The sequence below is a fragment of the Caballeronia sp. LP006 genome, assembly GCF_031450995.1.
In the GTDB taxonomy this organism is placed as follows: Bacteria; Pseudomonadota; Gammaproteobacteria; order Burkholderiales; family Burkholderiaceae; genus Caballeronia.
This window is the reverse complement of record NZ_JARTVW010000005.1, coordinates 2,379,358-2,397,851: the sequence shown is the minus strand read 5'-3', so window position 1 is coordinate 2,397,851 and position 18,494 is coordinate 2,379,358. Positions and strand designations below refer to the sequence as shown.

The 18,494-nt window shown below is 63.5% G+C and carries 13 protein-coding genes; 8 read left to right on the top strand and 5 right to left on the bottom strand.

Annotated features, from left to right (window positions below; translation table 11 throughout):
- Positions 1–29 precede the first annotated feature (29 nt).
- Entirely contained in the window at positions 30–257 is a 228-nt protein-coding gene (locus P9250_RS27755; RefSeq protein WP_062601442.1) for a sulfurtransferase TusA family protein, read from the top strand.
- Between the two features lie 79 nt (positions 258–336).
- Here P9250_RS27755 and galU read toward each other — a convergent pair whose 3' ends face one another.
- Both galU and P9250_RS27745 read right to left on the bottom strand, forming a co-directional pair.
- Entirely contained in the window at positions 337–1,218 is an 882-nt protein-coding gene (gene galU / locus P9250_RS27750; RefSeq protein ID WP_244825674.1) for a UTP--glucose-1-phosphate uridylyltransferase GalU, read from the bottom strand.
- A gap of 100 nt (positions 1,219–1,318) precedes the next feature.
- A complete protein-coding gene (locus P9250_RS27745) occupies positions 1,319–4,186 on the bottom strand; it encodes a valine--tRNA ligase (RefSeq protein WP_310396266.1) in 2,868 nt (955 codons plus the stop codon).
- Between the two features lie 198 nt (positions 4,187–4,384).
- Between P9250_RS27745 and P9250_RS27740 the strand changes: the two genes are divergently transcribed.
- From P9250_RS27740 to P9250_RS27720, 5 genes are all read left to right on the top strand, one after another.
- Positions 4,385–6,748, top strand: coding sequence for a UvrD-helicase domain-containing protein (locus tag P9250_RS27740; protein ID WP_244825671.1), 2,364 nt, complete (start codon positions 4,385–4,387; stop codon positions 6,746–6,748).
- A complete protein-coding gene (locus tag P9250_RS27735; RefSeq protein ID WP_310396264.1) occupies positions 6,745–7,497 on the top strand; it encodes a 5'-methylthioadenosine/adenosylhomocysteine nucleosidase in 753 nt (250 codons plus the stop codon). The genes P9250_RS27740 and P9250_RS27735 overlap by 4 nt, the downstream gene beginning before the upstream one ends.
- Before the next feature lie 254 nt (positions 7,498–7,751).
- Positions 7,752–8,039 carry a hypothetical protein gene (locus P9250_RS27730; RefSeq protein ID WP_310396262.1) on the top strand — a complete coding sequence of 96 codons (288 nt, stop codon included), beginning with the start codon at positions 7,752–7,754 and terminating at the stop codon, positions 8,037–8,039.
- Between the two features lie 77 nt (positions 8,040–8,116).
- Entirely contained in the window at positions 8,117–8,527 is a 411-nt protein-coding gene (locus P9250_RS27725; RefSeq protein ID WP_284503157.1) for a hypothetical protein, read from the top strand.
- Positions 8,528–8,672: 145 nt separating this feature from the next.
- Entirely contained in the window at positions 8,673–10,628 is a 1,956-nt protein-coding gene (locus tag P9250_RS27720) for a propionate--CoA ligase (protein WP_284507734.1), read from the top strand.
- Between the two features lie 145 nt (positions 10,629–10,773).
- Here P9250_RS27720 and P9250_RS27715 read toward each other — a convergent pair whose 3' ends face one another.
- Positions 10,774–12,045 (bottom strand): MFS transporter, encoded by a 1,272-nt coding sequence (locus tag P9250_RS27715; RefSeq protein ID WP_250465211.1) that lies wholly within the window; start codon positions 12,043–12,045, stop codon positions 10,774–10,776.
- Positions 12,046–12,333: 288 nt separating this feature from the next.
- Here P9250_RS27715 and P9250_RS27710 point away from each other — a divergent pair, with 288 nt between their 5' ends.
- Both P9250_RS27710 and P9250_RS27705 read left to right on the top strand, forming a co-directional pair.
- Complete coding sequence (locus P9250_RS27710; RefSeq protein WP_250465210.1) at positions 12,334–13,998, top strand: methyl-accepting chemotaxis protein; 1,665 nt, start codon at positions 12,334–12,336, stop codon at positions 13,996–13,998.
- Between the two features lie 277 nt (positions 13,999–14,275).
- Complete coding sequence (locus P9250_RS27705) at positions 14,276–14,719, top strand: hypothetical protein (protein ID WP_250465209.1); 444 nt, start codon at positions 14,276–14,278, stop codon at positions 14,717–14,719.
- A gap of 10 nt (positions 14,720–14,729) precedes the next feature.
- Here the strand turns inward: P9250_RS27705 and P9250_RS27700 are convergent, their stop codons facing one another.
- Both P9250_RS27700 and P9250_RS27695 read right to left on the bottom strand, forming a co-directional pair.
- A complete protein-coding gene (locus tag P9250_RS27700; protein ID WP_310396257.1) occupies positions 14,730–16,199 on the bottom strand; it encodes an HDOD domain-containing protein in 1,470 nt (489 codons plus the stop codon).
- Positions 16,200–16,302: 103 nt separating this feature from the next.
- A complete protein-coding gene (locus tag P9250_RS27695) occupies positions 16,303–18,249 on the bottom strand; it encodes a bifunctional diguanylate cyclase/phosphodiesterase (protein WP_310396255.1) in 1,947 nt (648 codons plus the stop codon).
- Between the last annotated feature and the right edge of the window lie 245 nt (positions 18,250–18,494).

Below are 18,494 nucleotides of genomic sequence, written 5' to 3'. Positions count from 1 at the left end.
ACGCAAGGCTTAACGGAATTCAAATCGCGATGGAAGTTCACAAGGAAGTCGACGCGCGCGGGCTCAACTGCCCGTTGCCGATCCTGCGGGCAAAGAAAGCACTCGCCGACATGACGAGCGGCCAGATTCTGAAGGTGCTCGCCACCGACCCCGGATCGCAGCGCGATTTCGCGGCGTTTGCAAGGCAGACCGGCAACGAGATCGTCGAAGTAACCACGCAGGACAAAGTGTTCACCTTTCTAATGCGACGCCGCTGAAAAGGAAAAAGCCCATCACATGACGCGATGGGCTTTTTTTTTTCGCCTGCCGACGCGGGCGAATTCGACTTACTTCGACTCAGCTGGCCAGGTTCGGCGAGCGCGTGCGCAAATACTCGTCGAAGTCTTTCGACACTTCCGGGTGGCGCAGCGCGAATTCCACCGTCGCCTTCAGATAGCCGAGCTTGCTGCCGCAGTCGAAGCGCGTGCCGTGGTACTTGTACGCGAGCACTTGTTCGTCCGACAGGAGCGACATGATGGCGTCCGTCAGTTGCAGTTCGCCGCCCGCGCCGGGCTTGATCGAGCGGATGTGATCGAAAATGCGGGGCTTCAGCACATAGCGGCCGACCACGCCGAGGTTCGACGGCGCAACGGCCGGTTCCGGCTTTTCGACGATACCCGAGAGCTTGAAGATGTTGTCTTCCCACTCCTTGCCGTCGATGATGCCGTAGGACTTCGAATCTTCCGCCGGGATCTCCTCGACGCCGATCACCGAGCTGTGATAGTGGTCGAAGACTTCGATCATCTGCGACATCACGGGCGGCTTGCCGTACAGCAAGTCGTCCGCGAGGATCACGGCGAACGGGTTGTCGCCGACGAGCTTTTCGGCACACAACACCGCGTGGCCGAGACCGAGCGCTTCGGCCTGACGCACGTAGAAGCAATCGACATGGCTCGGCTTGATGCTGCGCACGAGTTCGAGCAGCTTGTCCTTGCCGCGCGCTTCCAGTTCGGCTTCGATCTCATAAGACTTGTCGAAGTGGTCTTCGATCGCGCGCTTGCTGCGCCCGGTCACGAAGATCATTTCGGTGATACCGGCGGCCATTGCCTCTTCCACCGCATATTGAATCAGCGGCTTGTCGACGACGGGCAGCATTTCTTTCGGGCTCGCCTTGGTCGCGGGGAGGAACCGAGTGCCGAGACCCGCGACGGGGAAAACCGCTTTGGTAACTTTTAGCATGTGATAACCCTGATCCTCTTAATCATTTGGAACGTCGAGCAGTTGGGCGAACGGACGAACATCCCCGATCACGCGGCGATGCTACTTCACGACAGCCCAATCAGACAGGCAGCCGCAAAATTTGCGCCCGAAGCTTCTCGATAGTGGTTTCGTATTCTGCCAGCCTTTTTCGCTCCTGTTCAACGACGGCGGGCGGCGCTTTTGAAACAAAGCTTTCATTTCCGAGCTTCGCGTTACATTTGCCTGCTTCGACAGTCAGGCGGTCTACTTCCTTCGTGAGACGCTCGCGTTCGGCGGCGACATCGATCTCCACCTTCAGCACGAGTTTGTTCGCGCCGACGATCGCCACCGGCGCACCTTCCGCTTCGGCGTCGAGCGCGGCTTCGTCGTCGATGATCTTCACTTCGGCAAGACGCGACAGTGCGGCGACGTACGGCGCAAACGTATGGAGACGCGCGGCGTCGCCATGTGCGAGCAGCGGCACCTTCACCGCGGGCGACAGGTTCATTTCGCCGCGCAGATTACGGCATGCGTCGATGACAGCCTTGAGTTCGGACGCCCACTGTTCCGCCGTTTCGTCGATCTTCTTCGTCTCGGCGCGCGGATAGGCCTGCGTCATGATCGACAACTCGCCTTCCTTCGTGCCTTCGGGCAAAACGTCGGTCAGCGGCGCCACCTTCTGCCACAGCGCTTCCGTGATGAACGGGATGATCGGATGCGCGAGCCGCAGCACCGTCTCCAGCACGCGCAACAGCGTGCGGCGCGTGGCGCGCTGCTGCTCGGGCGTACCGGTCTGGATCTGCACCTTCGCGAGTTCGAGATACCAGTCGCAGTATTCGTCCCAGACGAACTTGTAAATTGCGCTCGCAACGTTGTCGAAGCGATAGTCCGCGAAACCCTTTTCGACTTCCGCTTCGACGCGCTGCAGGAGCGACACGATCCAGCGGTCCGCCTGCGAATAATCGGTGTAGCCGCCGGGGCCGCAATCGCCCGGCTTGCAGTCGCCGGGGTTCGCAAAGCCGCAGTCGTGGCCTTCGCAATTCATCAACACGAAACGCGTGGCGTTCCAGAGCTTGTTGCAGAAATTGCGATAACCCTCACAGCGTGCCAGATCAAAATTCACATTGCGACCCAGCGTGGCCATGGAAGCCATCGTGAAGCGCAGCGCGTCGGTGCCGAAGGCCGGAATGCCTTCCGGAAATTCCTTGCGCGTTTTCTTTTCGATCTGCGCGGCGGCCTTCGGATTCATGAGGCCGGCGGTGCGCTTGGCGACGAGCGGTTCGAGCTCGATGCCATCCACGATATCGATGGGATCGAGCGTATTGCCCTTGCTCTTCGACATCTTCTGGCCTTCCGCGTCGCGCACGAGGCCGTGCACGTAGACCGTGTGGAACGGCACCTTGCCGGTGAAGTGCGTGGTCATCATCACCATCCGGGCAACCCAGAAGAAAATGATGTCGAAGCCCGTCACGAGCACGGTGGAGGGCAGGAACGCGTTCAGTTCCCTGGTTTCGTCCGGCCAGCCGAGCGACGAGAAGGGCACGAGCGCGGACGAGAACCACGTATCGAGCACGTCTTCGTCGCGGCGCAGCGCACCTTTGTAGCCCTTGGCGTCGGCTTCGGCGCGCGCTTCGTCTTCCGTCTTCGCGACGAAGATCTCGCCGTTTTCGCCATACCACGCGGGAATCTGATGGCCCCACCACAACTGGCGCGAGATGCACCAGTCCTGGATGTTTTCGAGCCATTGGTAATAAGTCGTGGTCCAGTTCTCGGGCACGAACTTGATCTGCCCGCCGCGAACCACGTCCAGCGACGTTTCCGTGATCGACTTGCCCGGATTGAACGTGCCTTCCGGCGCGGCCTTGGTCATTGCGACGAACCACTGGTCGGTCAGCATTGGCTCGATGACCACGTTGGTGCGGTCGCCGCGCGGCACCATGAGCTTGTGCGGCTTCACGGACTCGATCAGGCCGAGCGATTCGAGATCCTTCACCACTTCCTTGCGCGCGTCGAAGCGATCCATGCCGCGATATTTCGCGGGCGCGTTGTCGTTGATCTTCGCGTCGAGCGTGAGGATTTCGATCTGCGGCAGCTTGTGGCGCTGGCCGACCGCGTAGTCGTTGAAGTCGTGCGCGGGCGTGACCTTCACGACGCCCGTGCCGAACTCGCGGTCCACGTAGTCGTCCGCGATAACCGGAATCTCGCGGTCGCCAAGCGGCAGCACGACCGTCTTGCCGATCAGATGCCGATACCGCTCGTCTTCCGGATGCACCATCACCGCAACGTCGCCGAGCATGGTTTCGGGCCGCGTGGTCGCGACCGTCAGATGGCCCGAGCCGTCGGGCAGCGGGTACTTGATATGCCAAAGGCTGCCGTTTTCTTCCTCGCTGATGACTTCGAGGTCGGACACGGCCGTGCCCAGCACCGGGTCCCAGTTCACGAGCCGCTTGCCGCGATAGATGAGCCCTTGCTTGTACAAGGTCACGAAGACGTCGCGCACGGCGGCGGACATCTTGTCGTCCATCGTGAAGTATTCGCGCGACCAGTCGATGGAAGCGCCCAGACGCCGTACCTGATTCGTGATGGTCGAGCCGGATTCCTGCTTCCACGCCCAGACGCGCTTCAGGAATTCCTCGCGGCCGAGGTCATGGCGGGAGATTTTTTTGGCGTCGAGCTGGCGTTCGACGACGATCTGCGTGGCAATGCCCGCGTGGTCCGTGCCCGGCACCCACAGCGTGTTTTCGCCGAGCATGCGGTGATAGCGCGTCAGGCCGTCCATGATGGTCTGGTTGAACGCGTGGCCCATGTGCAGCGTGCCGGTGACATTCGGCGGCGGCAGTTGAATGGAGAAATTCTTCGCGCCTTCCTGGAAGGTCGGGGCGGAGTAGCCGCGTTTTTCCCATTCCGGGCCCCATTGGGACTCGATGTTCTGAGGCTCGAAGCTCTTCGCAAGCGTGTTGTCGCTCATCGTGAAATCTGCCGAAAAATGCGTGAAAAGTGCGGGGTAATCCCTGATTATAAGGTTCGAGCGAGTCAATCGGACGAATTCGGGGTGGCCTGCGGCCAAGCGCGGATGCCAGGCGCCGGCGACGCCATCGGCGCGGTCTTATAATGGTCGGCCCGCCGCCAGAGACTTTGGCCCGCTTTTCGCCGTCCACCTGCTCCCATGCCCGACCTGCTCGCGAACCTCAACCCCGAACAACTCGCCGCCGTGACGCTGCCCAACGAGCCCGCGCTGATTCTCGCCGGCGCGGGCAGCGGCAAGACGCGCGTGCTCATCACGCGAATTGCGTGGCTGATCCAGCAGGGCTACGCGTCGCCGCCGACCATTCTCGCCGTGACCTTCACGAACAAGGCCGCGCGCGAAATGATGTCGCGGCTCTCGGCGCTCTTGCCCATCGACACGCGCGGCATGTGGATCGGCACCTTCCACGGCCTGTGCAACCGCATGCTGCGCGCGCATTATCGCGACGCGGGGCTGCCGCAGACTTTCCAGATTCTCGACACCGCCGATCAGCTCTCCGCCATCAAGCGGCTGATGAAAGGGCTCAATGTCGACGACGAAAAATATCCGGCGAAGAACCTTCAGTACTTCATCAACAACGCGAAAGAGCAGGGCTTGCGTCCGAAGGACGTGGACGCCACGGACGCCTTCAACCGCAAGTTCGTCGAACTGTACGAAGCCTACGATCAGCAATGCCAGCGCGAAGGCGTCGTGGATTTCCCCGAACTGCTGTTGCGCTGCCACGAACTGCTCGCGTTCAATGCGCCGCTGCGCGCGCATTATCAGGCGCGCTTTCGCAATATCCTCGTCGACGAATTTCAGGACACCAACAAGCTGCAGTACGCGTGGCTCAAGCAGCTCGCGGGCGAGAGCAACGCCATCTTCGCGGTCGGTGACGACGACCAGTCCATCTACGCGTTTCGCGGCGCGAACGTCGGCAACATGCACGACTTCGAGCGCGAGTTCCGCGTGCGCAATCTCATCAAGCTGGAGCAGAACTATCGCTCGCACGGCCATATTCTCGATACCGCGAACTTCCTGATCGCCAACAACTCGCGGCGGCTCGGCAAGAACCTGCGCACGGATGCGGGGCACGGCGAACCGGTGCGCGTCTACGAAGCCGCGACGGATTCGCAGGAAGCGGGCTGGATCGTCGAGGAGATCAAGGCGCTCATCAATACGGGACTCGCGCGCGGGGAGATTGCGGTGCTGTACCGGAGCAATGCGCAGTCGCGGACCATCGAGCACACGCTCGTGAACGCGGGCATTGCGTATCGCGTGTATGGCGGCTTGCGCTTCTTCGAGCGTCAGGAAGTGAAGCATGCGCTCGCGTATCTGCGTCTGATCGACAACCCGAACGACGACACGGCGTTTGCGCGCGTGGTCAATTTCCCGACGCGCGGCATCGGTGCGCGCTCCATCGAGCAACTCGCCGATGCCGCGCGTCTCTACAACTGTTCGATGGCCGCCGCCGTGCCCTACGTCACGGGAAAGGCAGGTTCGAGCCTCGGCGCATTCGCCACGCTCGTCGCGAAGATGCGCGCCGAAACGCAGCAGATGAGTCTGCCGGAAACGGTCGAATACGTCGTGCGCGCGAGCGGTCTCGCCGCGTTCTACGAGACCGAGCGCGAAGGCCAGGACCGTCTGGAGAACTTGCAGGAAGTGGTCAACGCGGCGGCGGCGTTCGTGAGCGAGGAAGGCTACGGGCTCGATACCCCCGCGCGGTCCGTGCCGCTGCGCCCCGGCGCGACGGCGGCGCCGGAAATCGTGAGCGAGGACGGCGAGATCGAAGTGCTGGACGCGCCCGGCATTGCCGATCCCGCGCAGAACCCCGACACCATGACGCCGCTTGCGGGGTTTCTCTCGCATGCATCGCTCGAAGCGGGCGACAACCAGGCGCAGGCCGGCCAGGATGCCGTGCAACTCATGACCGTGCACGCGGCGAAAGGGCTGGAATTCACGGCGGTGTTCATCACCGGACTGGAAGAAGGGCTCTTTCCGCACGAGAACAGCGCGCAGGAAACCGACGGCCTCGAAGAAGAGCGGCGGCTCGCTTACGTGGCGATCACGCGGGCGAAAGAGCGGCTTTATTTGTCGTTCGCGCAGAGCCGGATGCTGCATGGACAGACGCGCTACAACATTCGCTCGCGCTTTTTCGACGAATTGCCCGAAGGCTCGCTCAAGTGGCTCACGCCGAAGATCGAGCCGGGCGCGCGTTGGGGCGGGCGCGCGGATAACGCCGGCTGGGGCCGCGACTGGTTCGCGCGCCCAGGCCAGGAGCGCGGCGGTTCGGCTTACGGCGGTTCCGCCGCGTCCGCACCGGCGTTGCCGTCGTTCGCCAACGAGCAGCGCGCGGCGGAAAGCGGCTTCAAGGTCGGACAAGCGGTGTTCCACACGAAGTTCGGCGAGGGCACGGTGATCGGGCTCGAAGGTTCCGGCGGCGATGCGCGCGCGCAGGTTCGCTTCAAGCGGCACGGCGAGAAATGGCTCGCGCTCGCGGTGGCGAAACTGCAAGCGGTCGAATGACGATGCTCGGCATCATGGCGGCGCTGCCGCAGGAACTGGGCGATCTCGTCGCGCAGATGCATGCGGCGGGCGCAGTCGAGACGGTGACGCTCGGTCAGCGCGAGTATCACGTCGGCCACGCGCATGGCGTGCGCGTGGTGGCGACGCTCGCGCGCATCGGCAAGGTCGCGGCGGCGGCGACGGCGAGCGCGCTCATTCACGTGTTCAAGGTCGATGCGATCGTCTTCACGGGTGTCGCGGGCGGCGTGCATGCAAATGTCCGGGTGGGCGACATCGTCATCGGCGACACGCTCCTGCAGCACGATCTCGATGCCTCGCCGCTTTTTCCGCGCTATGAAGTGCCGCTTCTGGCCCGCTCTCATTTCGCCGCCGATCCCAGCTTTTCCGATGCGCTCGCGCTGGCCGCCGCGAGTTTCATCGTCGATGAGGGCCGCGCGCTTGCCGAGCGCTTCGCGGTGCATGCGCCGCGTGTGCATCGCGGGTTGATCGTAAGTGGCGATCGCTTCGTCGCGAGCAACGAAGGCGTGCTGGCGCTGCGCGACGCTTTGCCCGATGCGCTCGCGGTCGAAATGGAAGGCGCGGCGCTCGCGCAGGTTTGTTTCGAACACGCAGTGCCGTGCGCCGTCGTGCGCACCATCTCGGATAGCGCCGATGCCGCCGCGCCTGAATCGTTCGCGGAGATTCTCGTGGCGATCGCGGGTGCGTATTCGTCGGGGATTCTGGTGCGGTTTCTTCGGTCTGTGCATTAGCTCCGACTCTCGGGGTTTCCCCTTCTGCCACCAGACAATTTGCCGCTTGTAATTGAGAATGATTCTCAATACAATGCATCGCAAGCGCGGATATCGGCATGCCGCAAAGAAGCGCGAACCGCTGCTTCGACGACCGCCATCCCGGCCTGATCCGAGACACAGCGCTGCCGTCAGCGCTTATCCGTAGCTTTGCATCGGAGCCGAAGCCGGCGTGAAAACGCCGGCGTCGTCCGACCAACGAGGCCCGAACATACATGACCAACGATTCCATTCCCACTGCCATCGGCTTGACGCGCGAGCGGGGCGGCGTATCCGAGGCAGGCGAAATTCACGAGGCGCGCAACGAATGCGCGGTCGCGGCCAACGCCGCAAAAGTGCTCGAAACCACGCGTCACGCGTGGAGCCAGGCATCGGAAGCACCGAAAGAAGCCGCGCGCCGGTTGCCGCGCGCCACGAAACCGAAAAAGCGGGTCGTGCCGCGACAGTCGCGCTGGCCGAGCCTGGTTGCCGCGCTGAATTACTGGAGTCCAAAACCTCTGTGAATGCCGCCAATCTCCATTCAAAGCGCGAGTCGCTTTCATCGTCCGTCCCGCTTCCCGATCTCGGTCTCGATGTCCGCATGTTCGACGCCAGCCGCTTTCCGCTCGTGCGCCTGCGCCGACGCGCCGTCAAGCCGGGCTACGCGTTTGCATGGTGCGCGCAGATGCGCCGCCTGCTTGCGCTCAACACGCCCTTCGTGATCGTCGCCGAGCACGACGCCGATGAAACCGCCGACGACATTCGCCTGCGCACCGCGTGGCTGCGCAATCAGCGCGTGCAACTCGCGGCGTATTGCCGGGGCATCGTCGTGATCGAGCCGCGTATCGAGGCGCGCGCGACCACGCGTGAAGCGCTGCGTCATTCGACCGAGGGCAGCGGCGTGCGCACGGTCGTGGTATCGAGCATGCGCGTGGCCGGCGAACTCGCGCCCGTGTTGCTCAAGCATTCGGGCGAAGCGGCAGCGCCGGTGTCGAAGAGCCGCGCGGTCTGAAACGTCCGAAGCGTTCGGAGAGGCGAAGCGCGCCTGAATCGATGACACCGATCAGGGCGCGCCCTGTCTAGCAAGGGTTTGCGGGCTGCTCTATGCTCTGTCTTCGTGATGAAGAGATGTCAACGCGGCCGCCCGACGTGGGCGCATGCGGCGTTGGCGGACGCACAGAGACAAGCACAGCCACGCACTTCGCTCAAAGAGGACGCGCATGCCGACTTACCGAGAAGCGTATCGCCGGTCGATCGAGGAACCCGAGGCGTTCTGGGCCGATGAGGCGCGCCGCATCCATTGGCATACGCCTTTCACGCAGGTGCTCGATGCGAGCAACCCGCCGTTCGCGCGCTGGTTCGTCGGCGGCAAGACAAATCTCTGTCATAACGCGGTCGATCGCCATCTCGCCTCGCGCGCGCAGCAAAACGCGCTCGTGTATGTATCGACGGAAACGGGCATCGAGCGCCGTTATACCTACGCCGAACTGCACGCGGAAGTGAACCGCATGGCCGCCGTCATGCGCTCGCTGCACGTGAAGAAGGGCGACCGCGTGCTCATCTATATGCCGATGATCCCCGAAGCGCTCTTCGCGATGCTCGCGTGCGCGCGTCTCGGCGCGGTGCATTCGGTGGTGTTCGGCGGCTTCGCGGCGCCTAATCTGGCGGCGCGCATCGACGATGCGGAGCCCGCGCTCATCGTCACCGCCGATGCCGGCGCGCGCGCGGGCAAGGTGATCGACTACACGCCGCTCGTCGACGAGGCGCTTTCGCGCGCTGAATTCAAGGTGCCGCAAGTGCTTTTGATCGACCGGCAACTGGCGCCCGAGCGGCTGCAGGCGAGCTATCTCGTCTCCTACGAACCCTTGCGCGAAAAATTTTTCGATGCTCACGTGCCGTGCGAATGGCTCGAATCGAACGAGCCTTCGTACGTGCTGTACACGTCCGGCACGACCGGCAGGCCGAAGGGCGTGCAGCGCGATGTCGGCGGTTATGCGGTCGCGCTCGCGGCATCGATGGAGCATATCTTTCAGGGCGCGCCGGGCGACACCATGTTCACCGCGTCCGACATCGGCTGGGTCGTGGGGCACAGCTACATCATCTATGCGCCGCTGATCGCGGGCCTGACCACGGTCATGTACGAAGGCACCCCGGTTCGTCCGGACGGCGGCATCTGGTGGCGGCTCGTGGAGCAGCATCGCATCAACCTGATGTTCACCGCGCCCACCGCGATCCGCGTACTTAAGAAGCAGGACCCGGCGCTGATGCAAGACGCCGATCTGTCCAGCCTGCGCACGCTGTTTCTGGCGGGCGAGCCGCTCGACGAACCGACCGCGCAATGGATTCAGAGCGCGCTGAGAAAGCCCGTCATCGACAATTACTGGCAGACGGAAACCGGCTGGCCGATGATCGCGATTCCACGCGGCATCGAGGCGTTGCCCTCGAAGCTCGGCTCGCCGGGCGTGCCGTCGATGGGCTTCAACCTCACCTTGCGCAACGAGGCGACCGGCGAGATTTGCGCGCCGGGCGAGAAGGGCGTGGTCGCGTTGGGTTATCCGTTGCCGCCGGGCTGCATGCAGACCGTGTGGGGCGACGATCAGCGGTTCATCGACACCTATTGGACTAGCGTGCCGAACCAGTTGGTTTATTCGACTTTCGACTGGGGCGTGCAGGACGAGGACGGCTACGTGTCGATTCTCGGCCGCACCGATGACGTGATCAACGTGGCGGGGCATCGGCTGGGCACGCGCGAGATCGAGGAGGCGTTGTCCGCGCATCCGGCGGTGGCGGAAGTCGCGGTCGTCGGCGTGACGGATGCCGTGAAGGGCCAGGCCGCCGCTGCGTTCGTCGTGCTGCGCGATGCAAGCCGTCTCGATGCGCCCGGTGCGCGCGCCGGGCTGGAGGCGGAGCTGTGTCACGCGGTGGATGCGCAACTGGGCGCGATTGCGCGTCCGGCGCGCGTGCTTTTCGTGTCGATGCTGCCGAAGACGCGTTCGGGCAAGCTCTTGCGCCGAGCGATCGCGGCGCTGGCCGAGGGGCGCGATCCGGGGGAATTGCCGACTATCGAGGACCCGAGTGCGTTGGGGTTGGTGAAGGCGGCGTTGGAATCGTGAGCGCGAGCAGCGGGCTTTGAATACGCAAGGGCGCTTGCACCTTCACCGGAACGAACTAAGCTGCATCGCCACTTAAAGCACACCGGGCGCGTGATCTCTCGAAGCATCGACGCGCCCGTTAAAGGGATTTATGGCCTGTTGAACCTCAAGCCTTCACCCGCTCCTCGCTCATCTTAGGCAACATCACCGTCAGCACGCCGATCAACGGCAAGAACGCGCAGAGCTTATAAACGAAGTCGATGCTCGTCACATCCGCGAGATGGCCGAGCACTGCCGCGCCTACGCCGCCCATGCCGAACGCAAAGCCGAAGAAGAGGCCCGCCACCATCCCGACCTTGCCGGGAATCAACTCTTGTGCATAGACCAGGATGGCCGAAAACGCGGATGCAAGCACGAGCCCGATGATCACCGACAACACGCCCGTCCAGAACAGATTCACGTAAGGCATGAGCAGCGTGAACGGCGCGACACCGAGAATCGATACCCAGATCACCGCCTTGCGTCCGACCTTGTCGCCAACCGGCCCGCCGATGATCGTCCCCGCCGCCACCGCCGCCAGAAACACGAACAGGTGAATCTGCGCGCTCTGCACCGACACGCCGAACTTGCTGATCAGATAAAACGTGAAGTAACTCGTGATGCTCGCCAGGTAAAAGTACTTCGAGAACACGAGCAGGACGAGCACACTCATCGCCATCATGACTTTTTGACGCGGCAAGGAATGATGCGCAGCCTGTCCGCGACCCTTCTTCGTCGCGGGATGACGCTTGTACCAGCGGCCGATATTCGCCAGCACGAACATGGCAACGAGCGCCGCGACCGAAAACCACGCAATGCTGCGTTGTCCGTGCGGAATCACGATCAGCGCCGCAAGCAACGGCCCGAGCGACGAACCCGCATTGCCGCCCACCTGAAAGAGCGATTGCGCAAGGCCGTGCCTGCCGCCCGACGCCATGCGCGCAACGCGTGACGATTCCGGATGAAACACCGACGATCCGCAGCCAACCAGCGCCGCCGCGATCAGCAAAGTGCCGAAGTTGCCCGCCACCGACATCAGCAAGAGACCAGACAGCGTGAAACCCATGCCGACCGGCAACGACCACGGCTTCGGATGCTTGTCGGTGTAGAGCCCGACGAGCGGCTGCAGAAGCGATGCGGTGATCTGATAAGTCAGCGTAATCAGGCCGATCTGCCCGAACGAGAGCGAAAACTCGCTCTTGAACATGGGATAGATCGCCAGGATCAGCGACTGGATCATGTCGTTCAGCAGATGCGCGAAGCTGACCGCGCCCAGCACCGAATACACGGTGCGCTGAACGGCAGGCGTGGTGGCCGGTAACGCGCCCGCAGTCGCGGTACTGGCGACCGACGCGCTGCCCGAAGGCGGAAACGCGCCTTTATCGATACTTGTTTGCATGGTGGATGGCGTAAAACGCGTGGAAAAAACGGTTGTCCCAATTCTTGTATTCGCCTGCGACATTTATGCGCAAGCTGAATTTCTGACAAGTGTAGGCTGTCCGCGAGTCGTTGTCCTGCCAAGGTTCGTCGCGAATCGGACATCGTCGGCGTGATCTCGTCGGCCACGCGAGAGACGAACGTCCGTACACAAACGGATTAAAGAAAGCCAAATGTTTGCCGTAGACCAGCGATACAGACGTGCCGCGCGATAGACGCGGCCGTCCAGCAAACACTTCGGGGATCCACCATGAAACTGTTCTCGCTACGCGGCGTACGCGCAACGAGCGACGCGGCCTTCCTGCCGGACGTCGCCAGCAACCATCCACGCGCGGCCGATTCCGCCAGGCGAGGGTTGAGCGTCAAGGCGACGCTGCGTCTTGCCTTCGGACTCGTGCTTGCAGGAACGCTTGCCATCGGCGCGATATCGCTGATGCAGATCAGCCGTCTGAACGGCGCGACCGAATCCATTTACACGCAGGGCGTCGTCGCGAGCCGCGCGGCGGAAGAAACGCGTGGCTATCTGCTGCGCGCGAGCCGCTCCCAAAAGATGCTGCTCACCGCGACGACCGCCAAAGAGCGCGACGATCTCGGCGCGCAGATCGAGGAGGCGCTCGCGGCCATCGGCAAGGAACAGGGACAACTCGCGCAATACGTCGATCACGCGGACCAGGACGCACTCGCGCAGCAAAAGCGTTTCGACACGGCGCTCGCCGCGTGGAGTGGCAACGTGCGCGGCTTCGTGAAACTCGTGAAGGAGCAGCCGCTCGATCTTTCGCAGATGAACTGGCAAGTCGGCACGCAGGACATTTCGCTGCTGGTCGAGACCGGCAAGCTCGAAAAGATGGTCGATGAACTCGTCGCGCGGCGCGGCGCGGCCGCAAAGGCGACCATCGATGCCGCCGCGTTCATCTTTCATTCTTCGTTCGTGATGGTTTCCGTGCTGACGCTCGCGCTGCTCGGGCTGGCTATTGCCGTGAGCGAATGGGTCGTGCGGCGGCTCGCGAAACAACTCGGCGGCGAGCCGGCTTACGCGATGGATATCGCGCGGCGCATCGCCTCGGGCGATCTGGCCAATCGCATCGCGCTTGCGCGTCGCGATGACGCGAGCATGCTGGCGGCTTTGTCGGAGATGCAGGCGGGCCTGTCGTCGACGGTCGGCGAGATCGCGGTGAGCGCGCAGGCTATCGCGTCGGCATCGAGCGAGATTTCGACGGGCAATGTCGACTTGTCGCGCCGCACCGAGGAACAGGCGGTGGCGCTCGAGAAGACCGCTTCGAGCATGGAGCAACTCACGTCGACCGTGCGCCAGAACGCCGATAACGCGATGCAGGCGAGCACGCTTGCCAACAACGCGTCGGCGATTGCGGAGAAGGGCGGCGCGGTAGTGAGCCGCGTGGTCGAAACCATGCAGCGGATCGATGCGAGCGCGAAAAGTATTGGCGACATCATCGGCGTGATCGAGGGCATCGCGTTTCAGACCAACATTCTGGCGTTGAACGCAGCGGTCGAAGCGGCGCGCGCGGGCGAGGAAGGGCGCGGTTTCGCGGTCGTGGCGGGCGAGGTGCGCAGTCTTGCACAGCGTTCGTCGGCGGCGGCGAAGGAGATCAAGAGCCTGATCGATACATCGGTGGCGCGCGTGTCGGACGGCTCGTCGTTCGCGCAGGAAGCGGGCGCGACGATGGAAGAAGTCGTGCGCGCGGTGCGGCGCGTGACCGACATCATGGGCGAGATTTCGGCGGCATCGGCGGAACAAAAGACGGGCATCGAACTGATCAGCCACGCCGTCGCGCAGATGGATGCGGGCACGCAGCAGAACGCGGCGCTGGTGGAAGAGGCGGCCGCGGCGGCGCAATCGCTCGACGATCAGGCGAAGGGGTTGAATGCGCTGGTCGGGAAGTTCCAACTTGCCTGATTCGCGTGGCGTCGGGTGACGGTGAAGAAGCCCCTCGACCCGATTTGCACGGCAAGCGCAATCGTTGAGTACGCGTACTCTTCGCGCTTGCTCAAAGCCGCAACCTCAAGCTAAAATCCGCGAACTCGGGCGCCGGCAGGGCGCCCATTCTCGCGAAAGTCATCCACACCTGCCACGTCTTGCAGTCCAAAGCGCAGTCAACGCGCCCAAGTCACGAACCGCAACGTCGAACCTTTTCAGCCGCACGCGAGAACGGCGCAAACAAAGGAACAACGTCATGTGGTCCACATCCTGTCCAATTTCCCCTCCCGCTTCGAATAGCGACTATCTGCGCGAACACGCGCGGCGGCTCTTGCGTCAGGCGAGGGATGGCGATTCGAGCGCCGCGCTGCCCGTGTTGCGACGGCTGCAATCCGCCGACATCACGCGCGCCTCGCGCCTCACCGATCTCCACGCGAAGCGCGACGCGCTGCAACTCAAGCACGTGCTCGCCATGCTCGCCAAAGAACTCGGTTATTCAAGCTGGGACGCCTGCAAGAACGATATCGACACAGAACCCGCCGCGCGCATCGACCGATACCGGCTCGATGCCGGCGCGTTCAACGACTTCGAGCGCAACTGGTTCGCCAACGAAGCCGACGCGCTCGCCTGGCAGCGCGCCAACGGCGGCTATCTCGTCCCATATGGCGAGCAGGTCGTGGCTATTCTGAAGCGCGAATAGGAAGGAGGAATCAGATCAGCTCGACTTCTTTCCAGTTCGCGCTGGAAAAGAAGCGGCTGAGTTCGCGCGTGAGTTCGTTCAGCGCGCTCATTTCCGATGGCGCGATCTTGCGCACGTGTTGCGGATGCGTCCAGTCGCCGTAGACGAGCGCGACCGTCGATGCATCCGACTTCACCGGCAGCAGCACGAACGCCTGCGCCTCGCCGAGCGTCTCCTTGTACCAGCGCGGCAAGCGTGCGTCGATACGCGGATCGTGCGCGTTCTCGATAAAGATGCCCACCGGATTCGTGATCGCCAGATGGAACACGTCGGGCTTGAAGTCGGCGGAAAAGTGCAGCTCGGGCAGGATCGCTTCGACGCCGGCGCCAAGTCCCAGCCGCGCTTGGAACTCGTTGTCGGCCTGGCGCACGAATACCACCGCGCGCGACAAGCCGAGCCCCGCGAGCACGGCTTCGGAGGCAAGCGCAAGCACGGGCGCGAGCGCATTCTTCGATGGCAACGAGCGCAAGTCTTCGAGGCTCGCGCCAATGCGCGCTTCCGCCGATATTCCCGCCCGCGCGATGGCATCCGCATTGGCCTGCAGTTCGCTGATCTCGCGCATCACCGAGTCGCTGCCTTCTTCGCTGGCAAGCGCGAGGCTCATCGAGGCGAGCGTCGCGGCGTCGGTGCTGAGCGCGTCGCTATAGCGATTGGCGATATCGACGAGCAAGGACTCGCGGCCGCTCGCTTCGACATGCTGCGCGGTGAGCGCGTCGGCGACTTCGGTCGAATAGTTGGTGACGGCCTGCAGCCAGCGCACGTGCTTCGGCACGTTTTCGTCGGGCGGCGCTTCAGGGTCGCTCGCCTGCATGCCGGCGCGGATCGTCTCGGGCAGGCGCCAGCGGTCGGCCGCTTCCATGCCGATTTCGTCGAAGGTCACGCCGAGCAGCGCGGCGCACGCGTGACTGTCGCTGATGTTGTCCGCCGCCGCCTTGCGCCGCAACTGATCCCACTCGTGTTCGAGATAGAACGCGACGAGCAGCTTGCCGATCTGCCGCATCAGCGTGCAGACCACGGCTTCTTCCGCCGAACGCAGATCAGTGCGCTCGGTGATCTGCCGCGCGACCGCGCCGGAGAGCAAGCTGCGGTTGAGTTCCAGCTTGGCGTCGATACGGCGTGGCGCGCTGTGATGAAAGTGATCGACGAGTTTGAGCCCGACCACGAGATGCCCGACGGCGTCCATGCCGAGCACCATCAGCGCGCGCGTGACGGTGGTGATGTTGCCGCCGAAGGCCACGTACATCGCGGAATTGGCGAGACGCAGCACCTTCTGCGTGAGGCCGAAGTCCGACAGCACCACTTGCACGAGGGACGTGAAGTCGAGGTCGTTATCGCTCATCGCGGACACGGTCGTGCGCAGCGCCTGAGACAGCATGGGGAAATCCCCGCGCTCGCTCATGCGCGCCCACAGCTTGTCCATAATTTCGGCCTTGACTGCCATCCGTGATAAGAACCCTTCGTTGCGCGAGGATCGATTCCAATCGGCCCTCGCAGCCTTCTTTCTCATGACGTGTCGTTCGATTAGAACACGAACACGCCTTCTCTCATAATGTCTCGTGCAGCACCAGCGAATGCGACTGGAACGACGACGCCAGCTCGTCGGACGGCAGCGCGCGGCTGATCAGCCAGCCTTGAATATGGTCGCAGCCCATCTCGGCGAGCAGGTCGCGCTGCTCCTCGGTTTCGACGCCCTCGGCGACGAGTTCCAGCCCGAGCGATTGCGCGAGCCCGACCACGGCGCTCACGATCGCACGATTGTTGCGCGACGTAATCAGGTTCTCGACAAAGCTCCGGTCGATCTTGAGCTTCGACAAGGGAAACCGCTGCAGATAGGCGAGGCTCGAATAGCCGGTGCCGAAGTCGTCGACGGCGAAGCGAATGCCCACCGAAGTCAGCGCTTCGAGCAGGCAAGTCGCTTCCTCGGGATCGCGCATCAGCACGCTCTCGGTGATTTCGAGCACGATGCGGCGCGCGCCGATGCCCGTCAGCGCCAGCGCTTCCTTGACCGCCGAGGCAAAACGCTTGTCCCGGAACTGCTGCGGCGACACGTTGATCGCCACGTAATCCAGCCGGATGCCGATGGCGTCCCACTGCGCGAGCTGCATGCACGCCGCCTTCAACACCCAGTTGCCCAGATAGTTGATGAGACCGATGGACTCCGCGAGCGGAATGAACACCGTCGGCGGCACGAGCCCGTGCAGCGGATGATTCCAGCGCATCAGCGCTTCCACGCCGACCACCGCGCCCGTGCGGATCTTCGTGATCGGCTGGAAGTACAGCGAGAATTCGCCGTTGCGCACCGCTTCGTATAGCTCGGCTTCCAGCTTGAGGCGTTCGGCGTCGGCGGGGTCGTCGTCGGGTGCGTGGAACACGAGCGTATTGCCGCCCGCAGCCTTCGCCTGCGCGAGCGCGTGATCGGCCATGCGCAACAGGCTCGCCTGAACGCCGTGCTTGCCGTTGCGCTCGACGGGCTTGTCCGCGAGCGCGGCGTGATCCGGGTACATCGCAATGCCCACGCTCGCCGACAAATGCGTATGCTGCCCGCGATGCCGATACGGCTGCGCAATCGCGTTGAGCAGACGCTTGCCGTGGCTTTCGGCGGCTTCGAGCGTGGTGCCGGCGGGCAGCAGCACGGCGAACTCGTCGCTCGCAATGCGCGCCACGCGCTCGCCCGGCGCGACGGTGTGCTGAATGCGCCGCGCCGTCTCGCGCAGCATGTCGTCGCCGGTGTCGTAACCGAGCGCGCGGTTGATCCGCTGATAATCGTCGATATCGAGCACGAGCAGCGCCGCCTGCGTGCGCGTGAGTTCGGCTTCGGCTTGCGCTGCGCTCATGGCGGTATCGAGCGCGGCGGCATTGTCGAGTCCGGTGAGCGCATCGTGATGCAGCGCGTGTTGCAGCGAATCCTCACGCTCGCGCCAGTGCGATACATCGAACGCGGCGAGCGCGAAGCCCGGCGTGCCGAGCGCGGCGGTGGACATGAGCCGCAACTCGACGCAGATCGGAATGGTCAACGACTTCACCACGTTGAGCGTCGCCGATTCGAGCTTGCCGCTCGCTCGCGCGCGAGCAATGAGCGCGTGCAGTTCGTCGGCTTCCTCGGACGGCACGAGATCGTGCAGCGTCAGCATGCTCAGATAGTCGCGGTGATACCCGATGAACTCGATGCTCGCGTCCGACACCTGCCGGAAGCGCAGGGCATCGTCGAGTTGCGCGAGGAAATCGACCGCGCCGAGCGCCAGCATGAGCACCGACTGATCCTTGTCGAAGCCGTGCGCCGCGACTGCGCTCGAAGAAGCGGGCGCGCGTGCTTGCGCTTGTGCTTCCGGCTGTACCGGCTCTTGTGCCTGCGCTTGCACGGCGGCGACGCCGGGCGCGGCGCTCACGGCTTCGCGGCGGCTCGCCACGGCGCTTCGCCATGCGCGGCCGAGCGCATCGCGAACGATGCGCCACGGTGCGCGGCGGGAGGCGGTGATCCGATTCGCTTGCATGTTGTGGTCGAGTGGTGCGTGGCGCCGGTGTTCCGCGGCCGAATAAGCAACGGCGAGGGGACACTGCGGCGCTCGAAAAACGTCTTGCGGACGCTTTCGTCGGGTACGTGCCGGCACACGCGCGACACGTTCTATCAGGCGAGTTATCGGCCCATGGGACGGTTTCTTTAGCTGGAGCGACGGTGCCGCGCTATATGGCCTAACGCGTCGAGGTTATTTGTCGTACAAAACTTGCGTATCATGCC

Excerpts from the sequence above, each read along its gene's own strand:
- P9250_RS27745 (WP_310396266.1), bottom strand. The coding sequence starts at position 4,186 with ATGAGCGACAACACGCTTGCGAAGAGCTTCGAGCCTCAGAACATCGAG.
- P9250_RS27710 (WP_250465210.1), top strand. The coding sequence starts at position 12,334 with ATGAAACTGTTCTCGCTACGCGGCGTACGCGCAACGAGCGACGCGGCC.
- P9250_RS27720 (WP_284507734.1), top strand. The coding sequence starts at position 8,673 with ATGCGGCGTTGGCGGACGCACAGAGACAAGCACAGCCACGCACTTCGC.
- P9250_RS27715 (WP_250465211.1), bottom strand. The coding sequence starts at position 12,045 with ATGCAAACAAGTATCGATAAAGGCGCGTTTCCGCCTTCGGGCAGCGCG.
- P9250_RS27705 (WP_250465209.1), top strand. The coding sequence starts at position 14,276 with ATGTGGTCCACATCCTGTCCAATTTCCCCTCCCGCTTCGAATAGCGAC.
- P9250_RS27735 (WP_310396264.1), top strand. The coding sequence starts at position 6,745 with ATGACGATGCTCGGCATCATGGCGGCGCTGCCGCAGGAACTGGGCGAT.
- P9250_RS27755 (WP_062601442.1), top strand. The coding sequence starts at position 30 with ATGGAAGTTCACAAGGAAGTCGACGCGCGCGGGCTCAACTGCCCGTTG.
- P9250_RS27695 (WP_310396255.1), bottom strand. The coding sequence starts at position 18,249 with ATGCAAGCGAATCGGATCACCGCCTCCCGCCGCGCACCGTGGCGCATC.
- galU (WP_244825674.1), bottom strand. The coding sequence starts at position 1,218 with ATGCTAAAAGTTACCAAAGCGGTTTTCCCCGTCGCGGGTCTCGGCACT.
- P9250_RS27725 (WP_284503157.1), top strand. The coding sequence starts at position 8,117 with ATGTTCGACGCCAGCCGCTTTCCGCTCGTGCGCCTGCGCCGACGCGCC.
- P9250_RS27740 (WP_244825671.1), top strand. The coding sequence starts at position 4,385 with ATGCCCGACCTGCTCGCGAACCTCAACCCCGAACAACTCGCCGCCGTG.
- P9250_RS27700 (WP_310396257.1), bottom strand. The coding sequence starts at position 16,199 with ATGGCAGTCAAGGCCGAAATTATGGACAAGCTGTGGGCGCGCATGAGC.
- P9250_RS27730 (WP_310396262.1), top strand. The coding sequence starts at position 7,752 with ATGACCAACGATTCCATTCCCACTGCCATCGGCTTGACGCGCGAGCGG.